The organism is Lysinibacillus sp. FSL M8-0337 (genome assembly GCF_038593855.1).
Lineage (GTDB): Bacteria > Bacillota > Bacilli > Bacillales_A > Planococcaceae > Lysinibacillus > Lysinibacillus sphaericus_D.
This window is the reverse complement of sequence record NZ_CP151996.1, coordinates 230,191-255,209: the sequence shown is the minus strand read 5'-3', so window position 1 is coordinate 255,209 and position 25,019 is coordinate 230,191. Positions and strand designations below refer to the sequence as shown.

At 36.8% G+C, this 25,019-nt stretch carries 21 protein-coding genes and 3 riboswitches; of the genes, 11 read left to right on the top strand and 10 right to left on the bottom strand.

The genetic code is table 11. The features are described from left to right. Positions 1-125: 125 nt before the first annotated feature. On the top strand, positions 126-680 hold the full coding sequence (locus MKY08_RS01220; RefSeq protein WP_069513025.1) for a DUF1273 domain-containing protein: 555 nt from the start codon (positions 126-128) through the stop codon (positions 678-680). 126 nt (positions 681-806) lie between these two features. After that, a complete protein-coding gene (locus tag MKY08_RS01215) occupies positions 807-1,121 on the top strand; it encodes a hypothetical protein (RefSeq protein WP_081328018.1) in 315 nt (104 codons plus the stop codon). Between the two features lie 109 nt (positions 1,122-1,230). Here MKY08_RS01215 and MKY08_RS01210 read toward each other — a convergent pair whose 3' ends face one another. Next, on the bottom strand, positions 1,231-2,496 hold the full coding sequence (locus MKY08_RS01210; protein ID WP_069513027.1) for an MFS transporter: 1,266 nt from the start codon (positions 2,494-2,496) through the stop codon (positions 1,231-1,233). Between the two features lie 704 nt (positions 2,497-3,200). On the opposite strand from MKY08_RS01210, the gene MKY08_RS01205 reads away from it, so the two are divergent. Next, complete coding sequence (locus MKY08_RS01205; protein ID WP_069513028.1) at positions 3,201-4,664, top strand: methyl-accepting chemotaxis protein; 1,464 nt, start codon at positions 3,201-3,203, stop codon at positions 4,662-4,664. Between the two features lie 90 nt (positions 4,665-4,754). Here the strand turns inward: MKY08_RS01205 and MKY08_RS01200 are convergent, their stop codons facing one another. After that, entirely contained in the window at positions 4,755-6,149 is a 1,395-nt protein-coding gene (locus MKY08_RS01200; RefSeq protein WP_069513029.1) for an L-cystine transporter, read from the bottom strand. 194 nt (positions 6,150-6,343) lie between these two features. Here MKY08_RS01200 and MKY08_RS01195 point away from each other — a divergent pair, with 194 nt between their 5' ends. Next, positions 6,344-7,105: a glucose 1-dehydrogenase gene (locus MKY08_RS01195; protein WP_069513030.1), complete on the top strand. Its 762-nt coding sequence runs from the start codon at positions 6,344-6,346 to the stop codon at positions 7,103-7,105. A 163-nt stretch (positions 7,106-7,268) separates the two neighbouring features. On the opposite strand, the gene MKY08_RS01190 is transcribed toward MKY08_RS01195, so the two are convergent. After that, positions 7,269-8,219, bottom strand: coding sequence for a GGDEF domain-containing protein (locus MKY08_RS01190; RefSeq protein WP_069513031.1), 951 nt, complete (start codon positions 8,217-8,219; stop codon positions 7,269-7,271). Beyond that, a complete protein-coding gene (locus MKY08_RS01185; protein ID WP_069513032.1) occupies positions 8,185-9,078 on the bottom strand; it encodes an EAL domain-containing protein in 894 nt (297 codons plus the stop codon). Before MKY08_RS01185 ends, MKY08_RS01190 begins: the two co-directional genes overlap by 35 nt. A 251-nt stretch (positions 9,079-9,329) precedes the next feature. Between MKY08_RS01185 and MKY08_RS01180 the strand changes: the two genes are divergently transcribed. Continuing rightward, positions 9,330-10,487 (top strand): PucR family transcriptional regulator, encoded by a 1,158-nt coding sequence (locus MKY08_RS01180; protein ID WP_069513033.1) that lies wholly within the window; start codon positions 9,330-9,332, stop codon positions 10,485-10,487. A gap of 107 nt (positions 10,488-10,594) precedes the next feature. After that, entirely contained in the window at positions 10,595-11,470 is an 876-nt protein-coding gene (locus MKY08_RS01175) for a DMT family transporter (protein ID WP_069513034.1), read from the top strand. Between the two features lie 48 nt (positions 11,471-11,518). Here MKY08_RS01175 and MKY08_RS01170 read toward each other — a convergent pair whose 3' ends face one another. Both MKY08_RS01170 and MKY08_RS01165 read right to left on the bottom strand, forming a co-directional pair. Further along, positions 11,519-12,091, bottom strand: a complete 573-nt coding sequence (locus MKY08_RS01170; RefSeq protein WP_069513035.1) for a YitT family protein — start codon at positions 12,089-12,091, stop codon at positions 11,519-11,521. Between the two features lie 338 nt (positions 12,092-12,429). Next, positions 12,430-12,612 carry a DUF6366 family protein gene (locus tag MKY08_RS01165; protein WP_069513036.1) on the bottom strand — a complete coding sequence of 61 codons (183 nt, stop codon included), beginning with the start codon at positions 12,610-12,612 and terminating at the stop codon, positions 12,430-12,432. Positions 12,613-12,869: 257 nt separating this feature from the next. Between MKY08_RS01165 and MKY08_RS01160 the strand changes: the two genes are divergently transcribed. From MKY08_RS01160 to MKY08_RS01145, 4 genes are read left to right on the top strand one after another with little or no spacing between them, the layout of a single operon-like run. Next, positions 12,870-13,919 (top strand): iron-siderophore ABC transporter substrate-binding protein, encoded by a 1,050-nt coding sequence (locus MKY08_RS01160; protein ID WP_024360839.1) that lies wholly within the window; start codon positions 12,870-12,872, stop codon positions 13,917-13,919. 1 nt (position 13,920) lies between these two features. After that, complete coding sequence (locus tag MKY08_RS01155; protein WP_176723225.1) at positions 13,921-14,955, top strand: iron ABC transporter permease; 1,035 nt, start codon at positions 13,921-13,923, stop codon at positions 14,953-14,955. Beyond that, entirely contained in the window at positions 14,952-15,983 is a 1,032-nt protein-coding gene (locus tag MKY08_RS01150; RefSeq protein WP_069513037.1) for an iron chelate uptake ABC transporter family permease subunit, read from the top strand. Before MKY08_RS01155 ends, MKY08_RS01150 begins: the two co-directional genes overlap by 4 nt. A gap of 1 nt (position 15,984) precedes the next feature. Continuing rightward, a complete protein-coding gene (locus tag MKY08_RS01145) occupies positions 15,985-16,818 on the top strand; it encodes an ABC transporter ATP-binding protein (RefSeq protein WP_069513038.1) in 834 nt (277 codons plus the stop codon). 137 nt (positions 16,819-16,955) lie between these two features. Here the strand turns inward: MKY08_RS01145 and MKY08_RS01140 are convergent, their stop codons facing one another. The 3 genes from MKY08_RS01140 to MKY08_RS01130 form a co-directional block, all read right to left on the bottom strand. Further along, positions 16,956-18,254 (bottom strand): nucleobase:cation symporter-2 family protein, encoded by a 1,299-nt coding sequence (locus tag MKY08_RS01140; protein ID WP_069513039.1) that lies wholly within the window; start codon positions 18,252-18,254, stop codon positions 16,956-16,958. Continuing rightward, positions 18,254-18,838: a xanthine phosphoribosyltransferase gene (locus MKY08_RS01135; protein ID WP_069513040.1), complete on the bottom strand. Its 585-nt coding sequence runs from the start codon at positions 18,836-18,838 to the stop codon at positions 18,254-18,256. Before MKY08_RS01135 ends, MKY08_RS01140 begins: the two co-directional genes overlap by 1 nt. Before the next feature lie 131 nt (positions 18,839-18,969). Further along, a riboswitch (purine riboswitch) is annotated at positions 18,970-19,071 on the bottom strand. Positions 19,072-19,289: 218 nt separating this feature from the next. Further along, positions 19,290-21,113: an APC family permease gene (locus MKY08_RS01130; protein WP_069513041.1), complete on the bottom strand. Its 1,824-nt coding sequence runs from the start codon at positions 21,111-21,113 to the stop codon at positions 19,290-19,292. 174 nt (positions 21,114-21,287) lie between these two features. Continuing rightward, a riboswitch (cyclic di-AMP (ydaO/yuaA leader) is annotated at positions 21,288-21,433 on the bottom strand. Between the two features lie 319 nt (positions 21,434-21,752). Here MKY08_RS01130 and MKY08_RS01125 point away from each other — a divergent pair. Next, the gene (locus MKY08_RS01125) at positions 21,753-23,018 is read left to right on the top strand and encodes an Nramp family divalent metal transporter (RefSeq protein ID WP_069513042.1); all 1,266 of its coding nucleotides are present in this window, start codon (positions 21,753-21,755) and stop codon (positions 23,016-23,018) included. Positions 23,019-23,174: 156 nt separating this feature from the next. Here MKY08_RS01125 and MKY08_RS01120 read toward each other — a convergent pair whose 3' ends face one another. Beyond that, positions 23,175-24,638, bottom strand: coding sequence for an amino acid permease (locus MKY08_RS01120; protein WP_069513043.1), 1,464 nt, complete (start codon positions 24,636-24,638; stop codon positions 23,175-23,177). Positions 24,639-24,721: 83 nt separating this feature from the next. Beyond that, a riboswitch (Lysine riboswitch) is annotated at positions 24,722-24,897 on the bottom strand. Positions 24,898-25,019: the final 122 nt, after the last annotated feature.

Here is a 25,019-nt window from a genome sequence, read left to right as displayed (position 1 = left end):
TTCTTGGGAACAACCGTAAAATAAATATAAGAAATCATTACATTATACCAACCGGATTTGTCATTCGTGTTCATCCGTCCCCTGCTGTATACTTGATACATACAAACAGCTTAGGGGGCGTTTTAGTGCTTCAGCGAATGATTATAACAGGCTACAAACCACATGAACTAGGCATTTTTAATGATAAACATCCTGGTATCCCTATTATCAAAAAAGCTTTAGAAAATCGCTTAAGAAATCTATTAGATGAAGGTTTAGAATGGGTCATTATTAGTGGACAGCAAGGTGTTGAAACATGGAGCGTGGAGGTTGTCTTAACATTAAAAGAGGAATTTCCTGACTTAAAATATGCAGTTATCACACCCTTTTTAGAGCAAGAAAAAAATTGGCAAGAAATGAAACAAGAAAAGTATTTATCACTAGTAGCGCAAGCAGACTTTGTAACGAGTGTGACAAAAAAGCCGTATGAGGCTCCTTGGCAGTTTACAGAGAAAGACAAGTTTATTATTCAAAATTCGGACGGTTTGTTGCTTGTTTATGATGAAGAAAACGAGGGCTCTCCGAAGTATATCAAGCGGTTGGCAGAAAAATATATGGAAACCCACGACTATACGCTTCTAACCATCAATTCCTATGATCTTCAAGTAATTGCAGAGGAAATGCAACAGCAAGATTGGTAAATTACCCTATCCCTCCCCTACAAGTTACATTTCTTAATTCTTTACTGTAGATAAATATTGATATAATTTTCTGACAATTTTATAATAGAGAGAATAGTAATGAATCTTGAAAGGAGCTGTTGTCATTTGAATAGAAAAATCGAAATGACCCTTGAGTCTTCACCTGTGAATGTCTCACACGATACGTATCGCCGAGAGTGCCAATATACGCGAGGAATTCATATTGAGGAACAGGAATTTAAAGCCATTTTAAATTCAATGTGCCACGATTCGCGCTTATATTTTGATTTTCACAATCCACGGAAAGAAGTTAAAAAGGGAACTTATTTAAATGGACACTCCGGTTTAGCACGCAATATTTATGATTACTATAAAACTCATTACAACATTGAATTAACTGACATTATAAACGGCAAAGACTTTTATGTAAAAATTATTTAACTGGGTGCCAGTCACTCAAACAATTCTCAAACAATTATCCTGAAAACAAAAACTACACCATGACTTGTCTAACAAGTTAGGCGTAGTTTTTAGTTTGCCAATTAATATCTTATTTCCACAGTCCGTTTTGCACCATTTTTTCTTTATTGCGGAAAGCAACTAAGACAGAAACAATATTAATGATTAACATGATTACAATAATGTATAAAACAGCTGTGTAGCTTCCTGTGAAATCAAAAATATAACCATACGCTGGAAGTGCAATAATACCCGCTACTGCCAAGCCAATTGAAACGGTCGAATAGATTTGACTGTAATTTTTATTACCAAATAAGGCAGAAGTAATAGCAGGCGCTAATGTTCCTATACAAGCTGTGACAAATCCGAAAAGACCAACAGCTACAACGATTGCAATTGTACTTTCAACAAAGAAGAGCAATAAAATCATAGACACTAAGCCAATCGACATGGCGATAACGGTTGTATTTTTAGCACCAATTTTATCAATTAAATACCCGAAAATAATTGACCCTAACAATACACCAACCATTAAAGCAGCCATCACATTACCAGTAAACTTCACACTAAACCCTTGATTTACAAGATACGTTGGAATATGGATTGAAAAACTTGCTATTGACGTAATAATAAAGAAGAACAAAATTAACAATAAAAATGATAAAGACTTTTTAGCATCTGCAAACGAGATTCCGGTATTGCTAGTATCCGTTTCTACTTTCTTCTCTACATTGTTATTGTCCGCTGCACCATAAGGTAATAATCCTTTTTCTTGTGGTGATTTTCTTAAAAATAAAATAATTGTTGGTACGATAATAATAATCGCTGCTACACCTACAATAATATAAGCACTTCGCCAACCTTGAGTGGCAATTAAGTTACCAATTAAAGGTTGTGTAAACGCTCCGATCAAACCTCCAGAAGCAGTAATAATACCTAAAGCTAGTCCACTGCGCTGTTTAAACCATTGATTGACTAATACAGGTCCAGCTAATACTGTAATTAATACGCCACCAATAGCTAATGGCATTGCAAGGATATACCATCCCCATACAGAGTTCATCATACCGAATAAAGCAAAGGCACCCGCTTGTAAAATAATAGCAACGCTAAGTAAAATACGTGTATCATACTTCGCCATTAATCTCCCACCAATCGGTAAAAATACCATTGTAACGATAGATGAAATACTTAGATATAACGTTAAATTTCCAAGACCTACACCAATGTCTTCAGATACGGGTGATAGGAATAGTCCTGCCGAACTGTTTAATCCCGACTTAGCTAAACCAACTGAAATACATAAACCTAGTAATACTAGCCATGCAAAGTGAAACCTTTTCTTATTAGCACTCATTTCCCTTTTTCTCCTTTTATATAAACGACTTTGTTTTACATAAAACGCCAAAATTCGCCATTTAGCTACAAATTGGCACATATGCCATGATTTATTTTGTTGTATATTTACATTACTTAACTTGTCCATTAGCCTAAGCTGATGTACATGGTTCAAGTAAGAACTACTTCATAAAAAGAATGATCGGCTTCATTGTTTAAAAGAACAAATGCTGAGGAATCCTTGTACACAGATTGCCTCTAAAAAGCTACTACTTTCTTTTTATTAAATCTGCGGTAGCTTACTTTTCACATTTCTGCAAGCGAATTCGCAGTTGACCATTTATCCTCTAAAACCGCGTTATATTAGACTTTATCCTGCTTTCTCCCCACATAAACACCTCCAATAATTGTGAAACTTTTGTGACCTGCAATTTATTTTAACATTAAACTGTTTAATATTAAATTAATTAATTTCACAGAAAATTTATTTATTGAACGAGAAATACTTGTCATAACATTTTCCCTCTATTTGAAAATTTTTTTTACAATTTCAAAATTGATTACGTAGGTAGTTCTAACTAACATCGGTAAAAATTGAAAATAATGCTTTACTACTTCCAGTTAAAATAACTATAATCAATTCTAATAACTAGTTTAAAGATAAACAATCCACTTAATTACTATTTTAAAATAACAAATTAAACAGGAGGTCTTTAGTGCAATATGATTGAGCAATTAAAATTAATGGACTTGAAAAATAAAAATAAGCTGATGCTTTTTACTTATTTAGCTTCAACAATTTTAGGTTTACTCGGCACATTATCTTTAAAACCAGATTTTTGGATTATCTTTTTTTATAGCTTTCAAATTATTTTTTATCCATTGTTATATATAGTCAGTAATCGTTATCAAAAAGAGTATGTCTTCCCCTATTTGATCGTGATCATTATGAATGTCTTTAATATTGGTTTAGTCATGATTTATGGTGGGGAATTATCCACTGCTCTTTCAATTTTTTTCTTTGCTATCTTTTCTGCTGTTCAATTTAATACCAAAATATTTAGTATTGGCTATAGTCTAGGGTTTATAACGCTTGGTTTAATTTATCTCTTCCCTAAACCTGAATTTGCTAGTGAAAAAATTACTTCTTTTGTTATCATTTATTTGTTTATTGGATTTCTGTTAACAATCTTAATCCGTATGAATCAAAACCAATTTAAAAAGTTACAAGCATATAGTGAAATCGCAGAAGCCGATGCAAAAACAAAAGAAGAACATAGACTTCATTTAGAAAGCGAAATCGCCGTTATTGCTGAAAGCATTAGTAAAATTAACGAAAAAGTTCAATTTGGTTTAAGATCGCAAGAAGAAATTCAACTAGCCATGAATGAAATCTCATCAGGTAGTATGTTGCAAAGTGAGCAAATATCTAAAATAGCGGATAGTGCACAAAATAACTTAGCAGCAATCCATTCCATGAATGACATAACAGTTCGTTTAATAGATGACTCTATTCAATCTAGTAACTTAGCGGATGAAGGCCAAAATAAAATAAATCATCTTACAACGGAGATGAATAGTCTGCAAAATGTAATATCCAACTTAAGTGAAAACTTCAAAACCTTAACGGAAAAAATTGAAGAAACAAATCAGTTTGCCAATGATATTCAACAAATAACGGAACAGACAAATTTATTGGCATTAAATGCTTCGATTGAGGCGGCTCGTGCTGGGGATGCTGGAAAAGGATTTTCTGTTGTGGCTCAAGAAATACGAAATTTAGCGGATTTAACGAATAATCTTACTGTCAAAATCAGTGAAAATTTAACGGATGTCAATACAACGAATAAATTAGCACAGGTGAACATGACAAGAAGTAGCGACACATTGCATCAAAGTGTAGAATCTACAAAGTTAGTTAATTCAAACTTTATTCAATTAAGCAATATTTTACATTCATTAAAAATAAAATTTGATGAATTTGAGCATTTATCAAATGAAGTAGCTGTAAACAGCAAAAATGTTGACTCGTCGACAAATGATTTTGCTGCCATTATTGAGGAGGCCACTGCAACCTTACAACAAATGAATGCATCAATTGAAAACATCACAGCTGACAACCATATTATTGCAAAGTACATTGATGACACAGCCAAAAGCACTGAAAACATAAAAAATACTTATTGACTGCACAAAAGAGAAAAAGTGTTAGATTGACTTCAATCAATCTAACACTTTTTTGCTATGTTTGTTATGTTCCAAACTCATTTTACAAGCCTATAAGTCAGAAACTTGTGCGCTAACAGCTTTATTATTATATATTTCTGTATCCAACTCTTTCGTTACACGTGCTGTTGTAACCCCTGCTGTCATTGATCCACTTACATTTAGAGCGGTACGCCCCATGTCGATTAATGGCTCAATTGAAATCAAAATACCGGCAAGTGCAACGGGTAGATGAAGCGCTGATAGCACAAGAATAGCTGCAAATGTTGCACCACCACCAACACCTGCTACCCCGAACGAACTAATTGCAACCACTGCAATAACTGTAATGATAAATACAGGATCTAGTGGATTAATGCCGACAGTTGGTGCAATCATAATTGCAAGCATTGCAGGATATACACCAGCACAACCGTTTTGACCAATTGATAAACCAAATGAACCTGCAAAGTTTGCTATCCCTTCTGGTACACCAAGTCTACCAGTCTGCGTTTTAATATTCATAGGTAGAGTCCCCGCACTTGAACGTGAAGTGAAGGCAAATAATAGTGTTTCAAGCGATTTTTTTAAATACGTAAACGGATTTAGACCGCTTAGAGAAATAATTAGTAAATGAACAAGGAACATAATAATTAACGCAACGTAAGAAGCAATAACGAATTTACCTAAGTTGTAAATTGCCCCGAAATCAGAGGTTGCGACTGTGCGTGCCATAATGGCTAAAATACCATATGGTGTTAAGCGTAAAACAATTGTTACAACACCCATTACTAATGCATGCACTGCATCAATGCCTTTTTTAATGGTTGCAGCCATCTCTCCATCTTTACGTGCGACACGTAAATAAGCAAAACCTAAAAATGCTGCAAATATAACAACTGCGATTGTAGATGTCGAACGAGCACCTGTTAAATCAAGAAATGGATTCGCTGGGAACAATTCAATAATTTGCGTTGGTAAATCAGGTGCAGTCATGCCCGTTGTCTTTTCTTCTATATATGCCCCACGCTCTGTTTCAGCGTCGCCTTGCATAATTTGAGTAGCATCTAAATCAAATATTGTTGCTGAAAGAATCCCTACTGCTGCTGATACTGCTGTCGTACCGATTAAAATTGCTAAAATTAAAGCGGCCATTTTGCCAAAATTTTTGCCAATTGTCATTTTCGTAAAGGCAATCAAAATAGAAATAAATACTAGAGGCATTGCCACCATTTGTAACAGTTTCACATAACCCGTACCAATAATGTTGTACCAAGATGTTGTCTTGGCTAAAATTTCCGAGTCAATACCGTAAAATAATTGCAACCCTAGACCTAGTGCGATACCTAAACCTAGACCAGCAAAAACACGATTTGAAAATTTCACATGTTTTTTATTCATAATAACTAAAATTCCAACGCAAGCAAGTAACAGTGCTACGTTAAGAATGACTTGTAAAGTTGACAATAGAAAGCCTCCTAAGATGTTTTATTTATAATGTAAACCGAATTATATACCTATAATACCTATTATTCAAGTATGTTTTATTAAGATTAAGATTTTTAAAAATGTAAGCGGTTCAATTTCTTTGATTTAACGACTAAAAAGACTATAATCAAATTAGTTTAACAGTAAACTTATTGTGAGAGAGGGAAATAATTTTGGGGAAATTGCAAAATAAAGTAGCGATTGTTACAGGTAGTGGAGCAGGAATCGGTAAAGAAATTGCGCGTAAATATGCACAAGAAGGGGCAAAAGTTGTTATTGCAGACTTCAATGAGGACGCATTAAATGCAACTGTTACTGAGTTTAATAAAGCTGGCTTTGAGGCATTTGGTGTCAAAGTAAATGTTGCGGTAGAAGAAGATATTCAAAAAATGATGGCTAATACGGTTGCTCATTTTGGTCGTATAGATATTTTAGTCAATAATGCCGGAGTTGGTGACAATATGCAGGCGGCGGCGAATGTCGAAGATGCAGTTTGGCAACGTGTCATGGACATTAATGTAAGTGGTGTAATGCGAGCTATTCGACAAGTATTACCAATATTCATTGAAAATGGCGGTGGAACAATTGTCAACATGGCGTCCATTGCAGGATTAACGGGCGGTCGCGGTGGACTAGCTTATACTACAGCGAAATACGCAGTTGTAGGTATGACAAAAAATATTGCATCGCACTACGGTTCACAAAATATCCGTTGCAACGCGATTGCACCCGCACATGTAGAAACTGGCTTTGCTGCAGCCATGACGAATGTTGACCCATTTGGTATGCAACAATCTGTACGCGGTGTACAACTTATGCCAAAAGCTGGTCAAGTTTCAGATATTGCTAATATTGCACTATTTTTAGCTTCTGAAGATTCCAGCCTTATTAACGGTGTCGCTTTAGCAGCTGATGCTGGCTGGAGTGCTTACTAAATAAAAAAACCTACCTCGTTTATAAGACGAGGTAGGTTTTAATGCTGTTCGCGGGTATTTTGCTTTGTTTCGCGGGTATTCCCCTCTGTTCCGCGGGTAAACCTCTCTTCTTCGCGGGTATTTCTCTCTGTTTCGCGGGTAAACCACTCTACATCTTAAAAATCTAATGTATAAGGTAGGTTGCTTTGTCATTAATTAGATAACAGCTTCCATATATCTTTTTGCATTCCTTTTTTAATCGTGCTACTGCATCTGATAGTTGGTCAACTGAAGTAAATTGCTGGTATTCGTTTGTAATAACCGCAATTGATAATGAAGTACATGAAAAACGCTCTAATTTTCCAGCTCTATTAGGAACTTGTAATTTCACTAAATCCTCCAGCTCATAAAAATCAATAATTTGCGCATCAAATTCTTCTATAATCGTTTGACAGATGATTGCTACTTCATAATGTGGGAGTATAGCAACAAAATCATCGCCACCAATATGTCCTAGAAAATCTTCTCCACCTGCAATATTTCTTTTGAGAACATCTGTTAAATACAGTAAGATTTTGTCTCCTTTATTAAAACCATAGGTGTCATTATAGGTTTTAAAATGATCCAAATCAAAATAAATGAGACTATATGTTTCAAGATGTAATGCCGCTTGTAATTTTTCTTCTATTAATTTATTGCCAGGTAAGCTTGTAAGTGGGTTTAAAAAGCTGGCAATGGCTACTTGCGTCTCTACAAGCTTTAACAACAGTTCTCTAATACTGACCACACCAAAATAGACACCTTTTTTAATGACAATGATATCATCGTACAGGTCCTCTGCTCGTCGGCCCATCGCTTCTGTACTGACTTCGATAATAGGTGTGTCATAATCTACAATTAGGGGATTTTCTTTAATAATCAGCTGGTTTTGTCGACCCATAAATAGATTATAGCCATAGCGTGTACCAATTTTTTGATAGAAATGTGTGCGGGTAATATGTCCAATTGGACTGCCATCTCGTACAACAACAACACTTCGCAATGATGGATTGCTTGTAAAAAGTAAATCTACATCTTTGTTTTTCACAAATTCATCAATACTAGGAACGTTTTCTGTGACTTCTCCTATCTGCATGGTCATCCACCCTTAATTCCCCCAATTGAATGTCTTTTGATGGCCTCCCTAACGCATACCCTTGTGCATAATGGATGCCAATGTCTTGTAAATAATTGATCTCCTCTTGCCGTTCTATGCCTTCTGCTATAATTTTTGTTCCAGCTTGCTCCGCATATTTCATAAGCAATGTAACAAGCTGCTGCTGCTCACTGTTTTTATCGATATATTGAATTAACGAACGATCCAACTTAATAAATTCGGGTTTTAAATAAATCAATGTTTTTAAACTATTATAACCGGACCCCATATCATCCACTGCAATTCGATAACCCTGCGAACGATAATGTGATAATACCCTTTCGAACTCTACAAAATCTAACACAGCGCTACGTTCCGTTAACTCAAAGACTACTTGCTGTGGTTTAATACCTAGCTCTTTTAATAGTTGTAACGTCTCTCCACTATTATATTTTTTATCCAGCAATACATTGGGATGGATATTGAGAAATAGGATAAAATCTTCGTTCAGTAACTCCCCGTGAAGGCGCTCTTTGAAGCGTTGCAATGATAGGTTCCGACAAAAGCATTCAAATAAAAACACGCAATCCGTTTGCCCTACAAATTCATAAAATTGATCGACATTGTTAAATAAATTAGAAGGCGTTGGTCTATTCAATGCCTCAAATCCCATTGTTTGTTTTGTTTGTAAATCCACAATTGGCTGAAAAAAAGTATGTAAATCTTTTGTTTCGATAATTTTATTTAATGCTTTTAACCGTTTTATATATAAAGTATTGCTTTGATGCTGTTCATATAAATGATTTAAATATAAGAATAAATTGCTTGTCTTTACGCTTTGTCTCACAACAGACTCCATTTCTGCACCTCTTAAATTGGTTATTAGTATCCATTGTAAGCTTTCATTGTAAACGCTCTGTGAAGTAGTTGTAAAAAGAACGATGTTGATTTCCGAAAAAGTGACTGGCACTGAAAATAATTAATTACATGAACGCAGGCTCTATTGAAACATTTAAATTTGCAATAAAAGACAATAACTATATTCATTTATCTTAAAATGATGGTACGATACTTAATAATAAATTACTGGAAAGGTAGCTAGATTCCAAAATGAACGTAAAAAACTTTTTGCAATTGCCGATTACAAAGGACTTTACAGTCGTTGCAGGTAGCAATGGTTTACATAAACCTGTCCAAAATGTTGAAATTCTAGATTTTGAATTTTCGCCTGATATTCACACTGTTCGAGAAACGATATTTACACCAAATAGTGTAATTCTTAGTAGCTTATTATTTGCAAAGCAACAGCCTGATTATTTAGTAAATGCTGTAAAAAATCTGATTCAGTTAGAAGCAAGCGCATTAGCATATAAGCCTGTTATTTATAATGATCTACCAGAAGAGGTACTCGCATTAGCCAATGCACATCATTTCCCGATCCTGCGATTTGGTGGAGATGAATTTTTTGAAAAAATTATTTTAGAAACAATGGCTTATGCAAAAACGCAAGACTATACATTCTTTTTAGAAACCATTATGAAACGTCTCATTAACGAAGATGTCTCTGCAGAGCAAATCACATCTTTTTTACAACAATTGAACAAACCGTTTGAAAAATATGTATTCGTAGCGAATTTTCAAATGCAAGCCGTATCGAATACACAATGGATGCAACTTTTTTTGCAATTGGAACCACTATTAAAAACAGGAGTTATTTGCAAATACAAAAATAGCCTCTTCATCTTAATGACCAATCTATCACAGCATTTTCAATTCGAAAAATTTCTTAATGAATGGCTTACAATGTATGATATTTCTACAGACAAATTGACTGTTGGCTATAGCCAGGTGCATATCACACAAACGGCACTTCACCTTGCAGTACGGGAAGCTTTCGCTGCCCGCTTAATGGCAGAAATTGATATGACTCCTACTTGTCATTACACTCAGCTTGGTTCTGATAGCTTGCTAATTGAGTTACATCGCAAAGATCCTCAATTTGCCATGCATTATGTAAAAAACTATCTAGGGCCCTTACTTGATGAAAAGATTGATACTGATTTCATCAATACCGCAATCACCTATATTGCAAAGAAAGGTAACATAAAAGAAGTGGCAGTTGCGCACTTCTGCCATCCCAATACTATCCGATATCGCATAACAAAAATCCGCCAATTGGTAGCACCGCTAGATAATGATTATGTTTTTTATGAACGCTTATCAGCAGCCGTTAAATTGTACTTATTACATAGCAAAATAGCCGATTAAATATTCGCTTTGGAATAAGTACAAAAAAACGCCTGAAAGTTTAGAAACAAAGTCAAAATATTTTCTTCCTTCTCATGCTATTCTTATTGGAGTTAGGAGGAAGAAAGATGAAACAATACATAGCTGATGGCATGCTGCTTACAACTGCTATCGTTTGGGGTAGTGGGTTTGTTATTACAGCCATTGCACTAGAATATTTAACTGCTTATCAAGTGATGGCAGGAAGATTTATATTAGCTTCGATTATACTAACCGTCATTTTTGGATACAAATTAAAAAAAGCAACAAAATCAGTCGTTTGGAAAGGTGTTTTACTAGGCACGATATTGTATATTGCCTTTGCCCTTCAGACAGTTGGTTTACAATATACGACTCCCTCTAAAAATGCATTTTTAACCGCTGTTAATGTAATCGTTGTTCCACTTATTGCTTATGCCGTCTATAAACGCCGAATCGATGGTTATGAAATCATTGGCTCTATTATAGCGCTTGTTGGAATTGGCTGTTTATCATTACAAGGTTCCCTCACAATGAATATAGGAGATGCCCTTTCTCTAGCATGTGCTGTTGCCTTTGCTTTCGATATTTTTTGTACAAACCTTTTTGTACAAAAGGAAGATGCAATCGCTCTTACCATTGTGCAGTTTATAACAGCATCCGTTTTGGGTATCTTGGTCGTCGTCAGTCAAGGCGATATCCCTACTAATCTTGAAAAAGAAGCTATCTATTCAATCATTTATTTAGGGATTTTTTCAACTACTATTGCGTACCTTTTCCAAAATGTAGCAAATCAATATACAACGGCTACAAAGGCAGCCATTATCTTATCAACAGAATCCTTTTTCGGTATGGTGCTTTCGGTAATATTTTTGCATGAAGTACTGACAGGCAGAATGGTTATTGGCGCAGTATTAATTTTATTAGCTATTTTAATTGCGGAAGTAAAACCCGCCTATCCAAAAAAGCGGATGATGAATAACTGACCTTAACGCTCATCTATAAATAGTTTCAGTGTTTACTGAAGCTATTTTTTATTTTGCATAACTGGTTATCATACTTGTCGTAATACCAACTACTAACACAGTAATTATGGAAAGGATTAGTGTATTAGAAGATAATAGAAACCCACCTAAAACGATAACAATCGAATCAATAAAAAAAATAAGAATCCCCACATTAATGCCTGTTTTATCACTTAAAAACTGTGCAACTAGATCTGTTCCACCAGTGCTTGTCTGAAAGCGAAGCATTAAACCGATGCCAAAACCAACTAAAATGCCCCCAAAAATTGCACTATAAATCGCATCGATTTGAATTATATTTCGTATAGGCTTCAACAGGTCAATAATAAAAGACGAAGCAATTAAGCCATGTACACTATTGTAGAAATAAGCTCTGTATTTAAACCAAGCGATAACAAATATTGGAATGCTTAAAATAATAATCATAAGTCCGATTTTTAGTTGATACAAATAGTACAAAATAAGTGCTACCCCTACAACGCCTCCGTCTAGTATTTGATAAGGTGTTAAAAATAGATTAATGCCTAATGATATACAGATACTACCTATTATGATGACCAAGCCTTTCTTCAGAAAAAACATACAACCCCCCTCCGAGACTAAGCATGTCTTATAGTATGAAAAAATTGATTTGAACATGTTTGTGGACATTACCTTTACAACAAGAAAGAATATTTTCTCACCTAGAAATTTTCTTAGAATTGAAACGTATACATCGTGACATGCTCATTCATTGTTTAAGTGTAGGGAGGAGGATTTAGAACGAAAATAGAAGGTGAACTAGCCTCCTATCTTAGTGTCTCACTTACTACTTGCGAAGGAAGCTATAGATGCAGCAAAGAATATTCGACCAGAAAATAATGAAAAAAGAGACATTACCCAAACAAAAGGATAGCGTCTCTTTTTATAAGTTGAAAACTTTAATTTGCACATGCTTTTACCAACAAAATAATAACGATTATCATGACAAGCGAACCAATATTGACTAAACACCCTTTGCTAGGTGAACCGGTATGCGCTTGTGCAGATGCACTGTTCAAAGCGCCTCCAGGATTTTTTCGCTGTTCTTTCACTTTTAAATTTTCCCGTTCTTGTTCTGACATGAAAGCCCCCCTTTTTCAAATTGAACTTCCTCTTACTTCTTTCATAGTATCATTTCCAACAAACGATTCCGCATAAAATCAGAATATTCATTAATTCAACTATATTGCATGCAAATTAAGGAAATAGAAAAATGTTTAGTATTGGCAATTTTTAATTTAAAAAATATTCTATTGAAATATATATGTATTGGTTATATACTACAAACGATAGTGATAATCATTATCAATTATTTTTTTAATAGGAGTGTCATTCTAATATGAATTCAAAGCGTTACTTTTCATTATTTACAATGTTATTTATAGCTATTTTTTCTTTAGCTTTAGCTGGATGTGCAGAAAAAGAGTCCGGTGCTGCATCTAGTGATTCAAAACCAGAATCTGATGCTAGTGATACACAATATCCAATCGTTATTAAGCATGCTTTTGGAGAAACTGTAATTGATAAAAAACCTGAACGCGTTGCAACGATTGCTTGGGCAAACCATGATGTGGCATTAGCACTTGGTGTTGTGCCAGTGGGCTTCTCTGCTGCAAACTACGGCGTACAGGATGATAGTGGTATGCTGCCATGGACAGCTGACAAGTTAAAAGAGTTAGGTGAAGAAAATCCTAATATTTATCAAGATACGGATGGTTTAGATTTTGAGGCAATTGCTGATTCAAATCCTGATGTAATCTTAGCTGCCTATTCAGGTATTACACAAGAAGACTACGATACATTAAGCCAAATTGCGCCAGTTGTTGCATACCCAGAAATTCCATGGGTTATTTCATGGCGTGACCAAATCCTATACAATGCAAAAGGTATGGGTATGGAAAAGGAAGGCAAACAATTGATTGCTGATACAGAGAAGTTAATAGCTGATAAGGCAAATGAATTACCTGAATTAAAAGGTAAAAAAGCTGTATTTGCTTCGTTCAATGCAACTGATTTATCTAAGTTTTATATTTATACGCCTGCAGATCCTCGTGGTGAGTTTTTAGAAGAATTAGGTATGGAGTACCCACCAAGTATTAAAGAGCAAGTAAAAGATGACTCTAGTTTCTATATTGAATTAAGTGCTGAAAATGCAGATGCTTTAAAGGATGCAGAAATTTTTATTACATATGGGGATGATAAAACTTTGGCTGCACTACAAGCTGACCCTATTTTAGGAAAAGTGCCAGCAATCCAAAATGGTTCAGTCATTGTCATAACTGATAATACGCCATTAGCTGCAGCAGGTAATCCAAACCCATTATCCATTCAATATACAATTGACGAGTACTTAGCATTAATCTCTGATGTTGCGAAAAAGTTGAAATAATATGATGAATACTTCCGTTTCAGAAAATAAGCATGTATGGATGCCACGTCACTTCGGTAAGCTGATTATTTTGCTTGCTATATTACTTTGTCTAAGTGTGATGGCGTCGCTTATATTTGGTTCTCGGATGATTACTTGGACGCAACTTCTGGATGGTCTATTCCATTCAGAAGTTGCTTCTCATGAGGCAAGTGTTGTTCGACAAAGAATTGTTCGAACAATTTTTTGTTTTATGTGTGGTGCCGCTTTAGGTGTTTCAGGTGCATTAATGCAGTCTGTAACGCGTAATCCAATTGCGGATCCAAGTATACTAGGTGTAAATACAGGGGCATCCTTATTTGTTGTTTGTGGGATTGCCTTTTTTAATATTAGTTCTGCGGATCAATATATTTGGCTGGCAATTGCAGGGGCAATGATTACCGCTATTTTTGTCTTTACTGTTGGTTCAATCGGGAGTGGCGGCGCAACACCAATCAAACTCGTCTTAGCCGGCGCTGCTACAAGTGCCATACTATCATCACTTGTCGTGGCCGTTATGATTCCACGTACGAAAGTGATGGACCAGTTTAGATTTTGGCAAGTTGGTAGTGTAGGTTCTGGTAGCTGGGATAATATCTCACTGTTTATCCCGTTCTTAATAGTTGGAATTTGTATTGCTATCTTCTCTGCGCCAGCATTGAATGCACTAGCATTAGGAGAGGATGTAGCGACTGGCTTAGGTGTTAAAACGGGGACAATTCGCTTGCTCGCTTCATTTGGCGGCGTGTTATTGTGTGGTGTGGCAACAGCATTAGCTGGACCGATTGGATTTATCGGTTTGTTAGCAACTCATTTAATTCGATTAATTATTGGTCCAGACGTGCGCTATGTTATTCCCCTTTCAGCATTCGCTGGGGCAATTATTTTAACCATTGCTGATGTGTGTGGAAGACTATTAGGGAGTCCGAGCGAGCTTGAAGTAGGTATTGTAACTGCCTTTATCGGAGCTCCCCTATTAATTTTTATTACAATGAAAGCGAAAATGCGTGCATTATGATGAATGAAACAATGATGTCTATTTATAGTTCAAGAATGAAACGAAAACGTCGTTTCCTACTTATGACGTGTTTGCTAGCAGTTATTTCGATTGTACTTATGGGTTTAATGCTTATGCTTGGCAATACCATTTATCCAGTAAAAGATGTTGTCAGCGTATTATTAGGTGCGGAGGTAAAAGGAGCTTCTTTTGCAGTCGGTACAATTAGATTACCACGAATGATCGTTGGACTATTTGCTGGCTTTGCATTTGGGGCTGGTGGCTACATTTTTCAAACAATGTTGCGCAATCCATTAGCCAATCCAAATGTAATTGGCATCACTGCTGGATCAAGTGCTGCTGCTGTCTTTTGCATTATTGTTCTGCATGCGAGTAATGCATTTGTCTCGATTGCATCAGTAATAGGCGGTCTTTTAACTGCTATCGTTATTTTTATATTATCTAAAGGTAGCTCGTTCTCAATTGGTCGATTAATTTTAATCGGCATCGGTATTCAAGCAATGTTAAATGCGTTTATTTCTTATTTAATGGTTATTGGGAATACGCATGACCTCCCTTCGGCTATGCGTTGGTTAAGCGGAAGTTTGAATGGTGCGAAAATGGAAAATCTTTATCCATTAATTATAGCCGTTTTAATTTGCACCCCCATTGTTCTTTTTTTGGCTAGTCGATTAGAAATATTAGAGCTTGGTGAACTAGCAGCGACATCACTTGGCGTTGCTACAAACAAAACGAGGTTGGTGCTCTTGCTTAGCTCGGTTTTAATGATTGCGTTGGCTACAGCAGCTGCCGGACCGATTGCCTTTGTTGCCTTTCTAGCAGGTCCAATTGCCAAAAAGATTGTTGGTGTAGGCTTTTCAAATATCGTGCCTGCTGGCTTAATTGGCGTTATTTTAGTATTGGCGGCCGATTTAATCGGTCAGTTCGCATTCGATACCAGATATCCTGTTGGCGTAATTACGGGGATTATTGGGGCACCGTATTTAATTTATTTATTAATTCGTATCAATCGAAAAGGAGATTTGTAATATGAAGCCAACACATACATTTCGAGCGGAACAAATTACTGCTGGTTACGACAATAAAACGATTTTACAAGACGTTAGTGTAACGATTCCTAGCAATAAAATGAGCATAATTATCGGAGCAAACGGTTGCGGAAAATCTACGCTACTAAAAACGATGGCACGACTCATTACGCCAACTTCAGGGCAAGTAACATTGGATGGGCAAGCTATTCAAAAAATGCCACCGAAGCAACTTGCCAAAATACTAGGCTTGTTACCACAAACACCTATCGTTCCAGAAGGAATAACAGTTGCCGATTTAGTTGGTAGAGGGCGATTCCCCCACCAGAGCTTTTTAAAAGGTTGGTCTAAAAAAGATTATGAGGCTGTTGCTGAAGCGTTGGAAATGATGAACATTACAGAATTTGCTGATCGCCATATTGATGAATTATCAGGGGGACAAAGACAGCGTGTATGGATTGCCATGGCATTAGCGCAGCAAACAGATATTTTATTTTTAGATGAGCCAACAACTTACTTAGATATTACGTACCAAGTAGAAATTTTAGATTTACTGACTGATTTAAATCGTAAATATGGCACGACCATTGTCATGGTGTTACACGACATTAACTTATCAGCACGTTATGCAGATTATATATTTGCCCTACATGAAGGGAAGCTCGTAGCAGAAGGACCACCATCTGACATTATTACAAATTCATTAATTAAAGATATATTTGCACTCGACTGTATAGTAATGGAAGACCCTGTATCCCATTCACCATCCGTCGTACCAATTGGACGACACCACAACCAAATTGACAATATAGCGCTGAAATCAAAATCAAGCTAACAAAGTAGCGATGCATTTCATTGACATGACAAGGGAAATTGAACAGGAGTTAGACGCTTGTTTCCTTTCCCTTGTCTTGTTTCTTTTTCTCATAAAAAAATGCCACCTCCTTTTATCAGGAAGTGGCATTTTTTGATTTAAATTTCTCCATGCATCGGGTCATTTTTATGCTTAGGCCCAATCATGTTGAATAAAATATTAAGGATTATCGCTGTAACCGAACCACAGACGATACCATTTGACGTAAGAACCGATACGTATGATGGCAATGATGCGAAAATATCTGGAACAACCGATACACCTACACCAAGGCCAACTGCAATCGCAGCAATCATGGCGTTTTCTGCTGACTCATTCATAACAGGTACTAGCATGCCCATACCTTGTGTAATTACCATACCGAACATCGCCAACATTGCCGCACCAAGTACTGGTGTTGGAATAATTGTTGTGAGTGCTGCGATTTTTGGTAGGAAGCCAAGTGCTACTAGTAAACCACCTGTGATGTAGATGACTTTGCGATTTTTTACGCCAGACATACGCGTAAGCCCTACGTTTTGTGAGAAAGTAGTATATGGGAAGGCATTGAAAATACCACCAATAACAGAAGCAAGACCTTCTGAACGATAACCACGTGCTAAATCTTTTGAATCTAATTTTTTATTGCAAATATCGCTCAATGCAAAATAGACACCTGAAGATTCTACTAAAGAAACCATCGCGACAAGCGTCATAGTTAAAATCGCTGTCGCATCAAACGTTGGCATTCCGAAATAGAACGGTTGAACCATATGGAATACACCCGCATCTGACACAGGACTGAAATCCACTTTACCCATAAATGCGCCTAGCACTGTACCGACAACTAAGCCAATTAAAATTGAAATGGCACGCACAAAGCCTGTAGTAAAACGGTAAACGACTAAAATAATTACTAATGTAATAAATGCTAAAGCCACATTAGAACCCGATGCAAAGTCTTCTGCACCTTGTCCACCCGCCATATTGTTCAATGCAACTGGTAATAAAGAGATACCAATAATGGACACAACAGAACCTGTTACAACTGGTGGGAAGAATTTTACAAGCTTACCGAAGAAGCCTGCAATGACCATAACGATTAAACCTGATGCAATAATGGAGCCATAAATATCGGTAATGCCTTGTTCAGGGTTTGTCCCAATTGCAATAATTGGACTTACTGCTGTAAAAGTACATCCTAAAACTACTGGTAAACCAATACCGATAAATTTACCTGAATACACTTGAAGTAATGTTGCGATCCCACACATCATAATGTCAATCGCTACTAAATAAGTCATTTGCTTTGAATCAAAACCTAAAGCGCCACCAATAATAAGCGGAACTAAAATCGCACCTGCATACATCGCAAGTAAATGTTGAATAGCTAGCGTCGTTGACTTAAAGGCATTCATTACGCGCGATCCTCCGTTGCAAATGTTACTTTGCCGTCTTCTAAAGAATCCACAATTGCTAATGATTCAACGCGAACACCTTGCTCACGTAATAATTTTCCACCGTCTTGGAAGCCTTTTTCAATCACGATGCCGACACCGACAACATGAGCCCCTGCTTGCGCTGCAATATCAAGTAATCCTTTTACCGCTTCACCGTTTGCTAGGAAATCGTCGACGATTAAAACATTGTCATCTTTACTTAAAAAATTACAAGATACTGAAATATCATTTGTTTCATTTTTTGTGAAAGAATGTACTTTTGACGAATAGAGATTATCTGATAATGTTAAAGATTTACGTTTACGAGCAAATACTACTGGTGCACCGATTTCAAGACCTAACATTACAGAAGGTGCAATTCCTGAAGATTCAATTGTTAGCACTTTAGTAATAATTTCATCAGAGAAGCGATTTGCAAATTCATGCCCAATTTCTTTCATAAGCTGTGGATCAATTTGATGATTTAAAAAAGAATCAACTTTTAATACAGACGAAGATAAAACTTTACCTTCCTGCATAATTTTGTCACGTAATAACTTCATTGCTGCTTTTCCTTCTTTCTTAAAATAATAAAAACGCTGAATACTTTGATTCCATTCATCTACGAGTGGAGCAAGGCATTCAGCGTAAAAACGTCGAAACTAATAGAAAACATCATCGCTAGTATGAGTTTTTCTAAAGCAATGCTACCCATAGTCGATTCATTTACGGTAAATCGGTAGAAACTTACGAGCCATATTCTCGCTATTATATGAGTGAAACAGTATTAAGCTGGTTGAACTTTCTTATTATAAATATCCATTTTTATAATTTCAATATGAATATGCATAATAAGCTGATGCATGTCTTCTTTCGGCAGATGCTTATATCTAGAGCTGAAAAAAGTTTAAATTTTCGGAATTTAATGGTATTTACACATTATTTCATGGTAAACGTTCGTGTTTTGCAATCAATGCTCTGATTATATCAGACTATTTTCGACCTTGCTAGTCATTATTTAGATAAATGGAAAGGTACGGTCATAATGACGACATTTTTGTGAAATAACAGCGATGTACGAATTAATAGACTCGACTGATTGTGTAACATGTGATGCCAACCTTTCTTCGGTAAAAACTGTGGAATGACTACTGTTACTTGATAGCCTGTTTTCGCATATTGGTGTTCTACCTTATCAATAAATTTTTTTAAAGGTTGCGTAATGCTTCGATATGGCGAATAGTACGTAACGAGACGTATATCTGGTTGCCATGCCTTCCACTTTTCCTCAAAGGCTTTGGCATCAGCCTGATCAAATGCTACATAAAAGGCAATAATTTTTTCCACATTCAACGATTGCACATAATGCAGTGAATTTTCTACCACTTTTGTAATCCCCGCTACCGGTACAATAAAAACATTTCCGTCTACTATTGGCAATGCTTCTCCATTTAGTCGTAGTTGTTCTCCGACTGCATTGTAATGCTGCTTAATGCGATGAAACATCCAAATAATCATTGGTAAAAAGATAAATACTGGCCATACTTGAGGTAATTTTGTAACAAAGAACATCATCGCCACTACAAAGGAAATGGCTGCACCTATTGTATTTATAGCGAATTTCGTCACCCATCCATTTGGCTTTTCACGCCACCATTTTCGCATCATACCAGTCTGCGCTAATGTAAATGGTATAAAGACCCCTACTGCATAAAGAGGAATTAAATGCTCTGTTGCACCGTCGAACAACACAATAAGGACAATCGCTGCTAATCCGAGCATCATAATCCCGTTGGAATAACCAAGTCGATCTCCACGAATTTGAAAAATTCTTGGTATAAAGCCGTCTCTTGATAAATTAACTGCGAGTAAAGGAAATGCTGAATAACCTGTATTGGCAGCAAGTACTAAAATCATAGCTGTCGTACCTTGCACGATATAATAAAATACATTGCGTCCAACACTCGCTTCAGCAATTTGAGAGACAACCGTTGCTTGAGCGTTTGGCACAACTCCGTAAAAATAAGCTAAGCCAACGATACCAATAAACAGCACTGCTAAAATACTTCCCATTGCTAATAGCGTTTTCGCTGCATTATTTGGTGCAGGGCTTTTAAAATTCGGGATAGCATTGGATATCGCTTCTACGCCCGTCAATGCCGAGCTTCCTGAAGCAAATGCCTTTAATAATAAAAACAAACTAATGCCCGCAACTGGCGTCCCGATTTTTGGATGTAACTCAGCGGGAACTTGCCCAGTTGCGACGTTATAGATACCTAACCCAATAAGCATTAACATCACAACAACGAACAAATATACAGGATACGCTAAAACAGATGCTGATTCTGTAACGCCACGTAAATTTAATAGTGTTAGGCAAATAACAAAAAACACTGCAATCGGTACATTATAAGCATGTAAACTTGGAAATGCTGATGTAATAGCATCTGTCCCAGCAGACACACTAACTGCAACCGTTAAAATATAATCAACGAGTAATGACCCACCCGCTACAAGACCTGCATTAACGCCTAAGTTTTCACGGGACACTACATATGCCCCACCACCATGTGGATAGGCGAAAATAACTTGTCGATAGGATAACGTGAGTGCCACAAGGAGCACCACTACCCCTGCTGCAATCGGTAACGAATACCAAAAGGCAACCGTACTTACTGTCATGAGCACAAGTAAAATTTGCTCTGGTCCGTACGCTACTGATGACAATGCATCAGATGATAGTATAGCTAATGCCTTTGTTTTACTAAGCTTTTGTTCCCCTAATGCATCGGATCTCAATGGTTTACCGATAACATAACGTTTGAATGAGGATTTCATTTTTAACACCTTCTAGATTTTTAGAGTGTGTTTCGCCTTTCTAAATCAATTACACCTTTGCATACTCGCTCTTTCTAGCTACTTGGGCTTTGGGTGCCAAATGACAACAAAAAACGTCTACAAGTCATCACCAAATACGACTTGTAGACGTTGTAACGTCTGACAAGCTCCAACTTTTCTGCTCTTAACGCTTACGAGGTTAGCTGTCGGATTCGGGCCTGAGTAGCCCTACTCTTGTAAAGAGATTCACCCCAAGAATTGTAGAGACAATCCATCAAAATTGGGTCCCCCGCGTTTAGTTGCTTCAGCGATTTAGAAATTTGAAACTTTTATAATGATGTCATATTACGCCTGTATTAATAAAAAGTAAAGAACAGATTATACGGTTTTCGTAAATTTTTTCCTTATATGTAGAAGCCCATTACTGGTAACAGTTTCGGATTATTTTTGCTGATTTCCATGGTTTTATTCGCGATTTAACTCACTTCAGCAGTGATTTCCCTTTGTTTTTTGGCAATGATAAAAAAATTGAGCAAACTTCTTCACATTTTTCAGTTCTAGCTATAGAATAGTAGTATCATTATTTTCCTATAGGAAACTTTATTTCACTAACGATACTTTTTGAAACGAGGGAACAACATGGCCTATAAACCGATTAAGAAGTCGGCAGCCGAAGCTGTTTTAGATGGCGACATAAAAGGCTGGCAACGTATTTTACCCTTTCTAGGTCCGGCATTTATTGCAGCGGTTGCCTATATCGATCCCGGCAACTTTGCCACAAATATTACGGCTGGCTCGCAGTACGGTTATTTACTTCTTTGGGTTATTGCCTTTTCTAATTTAATGGCTGTACTAATCCAATCTTTATCAGCAAAACTTGGCATTGCAACAGGAAAGAATTTGCCGGAAATAGCAAGAGAGAACTTTTCTAAAAAAACTTCTATATTTTTATGGATACAGGCTGAACTTGTAATTATCGCAACTGATCTTGCAGAGTTTATCGGTGCTGCCCTCGGTCTATATTTATTATTTAACATCCCAATGCTACCAGCGGCACTAATTACGGCAATCGGCTCATTCGCCATTTTAGAGCTACAACGCAGAGGTTTTAGAGCTTTTGAAGCTGGTATTTCTGGTATGGTGCTAATTGTAGTACTCGCATTTGCGTTCCAGACATTTTTAGCTCAACCTAATTGGGGTGAAGTAACACTCGGAATGCTGACACCACATTTCGATGGAGTCGATTCCCTATTACTTGCAACAGGTATTTTAGGAGCTACTGTTATGCCGCATGCAATCTATTTACATTCTTCCTTAACGCAAAATCGCGTTATTGGTCGTAATGACAATGAAAAGCGACGTATTTTCCGTTTCGAGTTTATCGATATTGTAATTGCAATGATTATTGCTGGGGCGATTAATATGAGCATGCTGATTATTGCAGCAGCGGTGTTCCATACGCAAGGATTAGTAGTTGAGGATTTAGACATTGCCTATAATGGATTACGAGATGCACTTGGCCCTATGGCAGCCGTTTCTTTCGGTCTTGGTCTTCTTATTGCAGGGCTTGCAAGCTCTTCTGTCGGTACATTAGCAGGAGATGTTGTTATGCAGGGCTTTATCCAGCGTAGAATTCCTCTCTATTTGCGCAGAGCCATTACAATGATTCCACCACTGGTCATTATTGCATCTGGCGTCAATGCAACCTATGCGCTTGTGTTAAGCCAAGTAATCCTGTCATTCGGTATTGCCTTTGCGCTTATCCCGCTTGTGATGTTCACAAGTAAAAAGGACATTATGGGTAGCCTCGTCAATCACCGTATCACAACAATTCTTGGCTGGTGTGTCGTTGTCATCGTCGTAGCGTTAAATATCTACCTATTATGGGAAACGCTATTTGCTTAATAAAATAAGGCTGAACTAAACGAAAAAGTGTTAAAGTGACTGCGTCACTTTAACACTTTTTACTATGACAATTATCCGTTCCTGCGGGGTTCATTGGCTGACAGATGCGTTCAACAAAAATAAAAACTGCCCTAACATTTAGGACAGTTCTCATTATTATTTTTCCACTTTTAAATCACATTTTTGTAGTGGAATCATTTTTGTTTTATGTTTTATTTTATAGCCTAGCCACAATATAACAAAGAGTGGGATACCAATATATGAAACAAGAACGCCATACCAGTCAATTGAATCACCAGTGAATGCTGTATAGTTTTGACCAATGACTACAATCATACATACGGTGAAAGCAAAGAGCGGACCAAATGGATATAGCTTTGCTTTATATGGTAGTAATTTTGAATCCAACCCTTGTGCTTCAAACGCTCGGCGGAAGCGATAATGACTAAAGGCAATACCAAGCCATGCAATGAAGCCTGACATCCCAGAAGCGTTTAGAAGCCACATATAGACAACGCCATCACCAAAAAATGATGCTAAAAATGCTAGACAGCCTACTGCCAATGTAAGCAGTAATGCATAAATTGGAATGCCGCGACGGCTTAATTTTGTGAAAATTTTAGGTGCATGTCCATCTACCGCTAATTGCCATAACATACGTGATGATGCATATAAACCAGAGTTACCTGCAGACAACATTGCAGTTAAAATAATAGCATTCATTAATGAGGCAGCAAAAGCAATGCCTAAGCGATCGAATACTAATGTAAATGGAGATACCGCAATATCTTCAGATAATAAGCGCGCATCCGTAAATGGAATCAACATCCCAATCGCCGCAATCGCTAAAATGTAAAATAAAATAATACGCCAGAAGACGGATTTTACAGCCTTTGGAATGTTCTTTCCAGGGTCATCCGTTTCGCCAGCAGTAATACCTAATAACTCTGTTCCTTGGAACGAGAAACCAGCTGCTAAAAATATACCGAATGTTGCAAGGAAGCCACCATGGAATGGACCATCACTTATAAAGAAATTCGTGAAACCAACCGGTGCTTGCCCTCCTAAAATACCAAAAATCATCAATAGGCTGACAATAATAAAAACAATAACAGTCGCCACTTTTATCATGGCAAACCAATATTCACTTTCACCATAGCTTCTAACAGATAGTAAATTGAATGTTAGTACAATCATAATAAATACTACTGTCCATAATGCAGAGGAGCTATCAGGAAACCAATACTTCATAATAAGCGAAACAGCTGCAATTTCTGCTGCAATTGTGATCGCCCAGTTATACCAGTAGTTCCAACCAAGGGCAAAGCCAAGAGCAGGATCTACGAATTTTGTTGCATACGTACTAAATGAACCCGATGACGGCATATAAGCTGCCATTTCGCCCAAGCTAGTCATTAAAAAGTACACCATTATACCGATTAATGCGTAAGCAAGTAGTGCACCACCTGGTCCAGCCTGTGCAATAGCGCCACCACTTGCTAAAAATAGCCCAGTCCCAATAGTACCGCCTAATGAAATCATCGTAATATGACGACTTTTTAATTCTTTTTTCAGCTTCGGTGCTTTATGGCCGAGCTGATTAACTTTTATCTCACTCACGTTAAAGCTTCCTTCCTTTTATAAGAGGCAAAAAAATGCCATCACACGAACGTTGTGATGGCTAAGTAAATCCTCTGTTTCTTCAAAATGATAGCGCAACACGTTGTCCAACGTGACAGTTCTGTTCCTTTCGGAGACAGCCCCAGCATGAGGTTTTCAAGTCCCCTCACACTTCGGCGATATTTCCTTTCAGCTAACATCTTTAATGCTTGTCATTTCCATTAGCGTACTCATAAATACCGCGACCTCTACCTCAATACAAACATGAGGCATATAATTATTAAATTTATGATGTGTCTTAGTTTAACATACGACCATAGACATTTCAATAAAACGATTAATGTTCCGTATTTTATGAATTTTCTACTATTTTTAATAGTG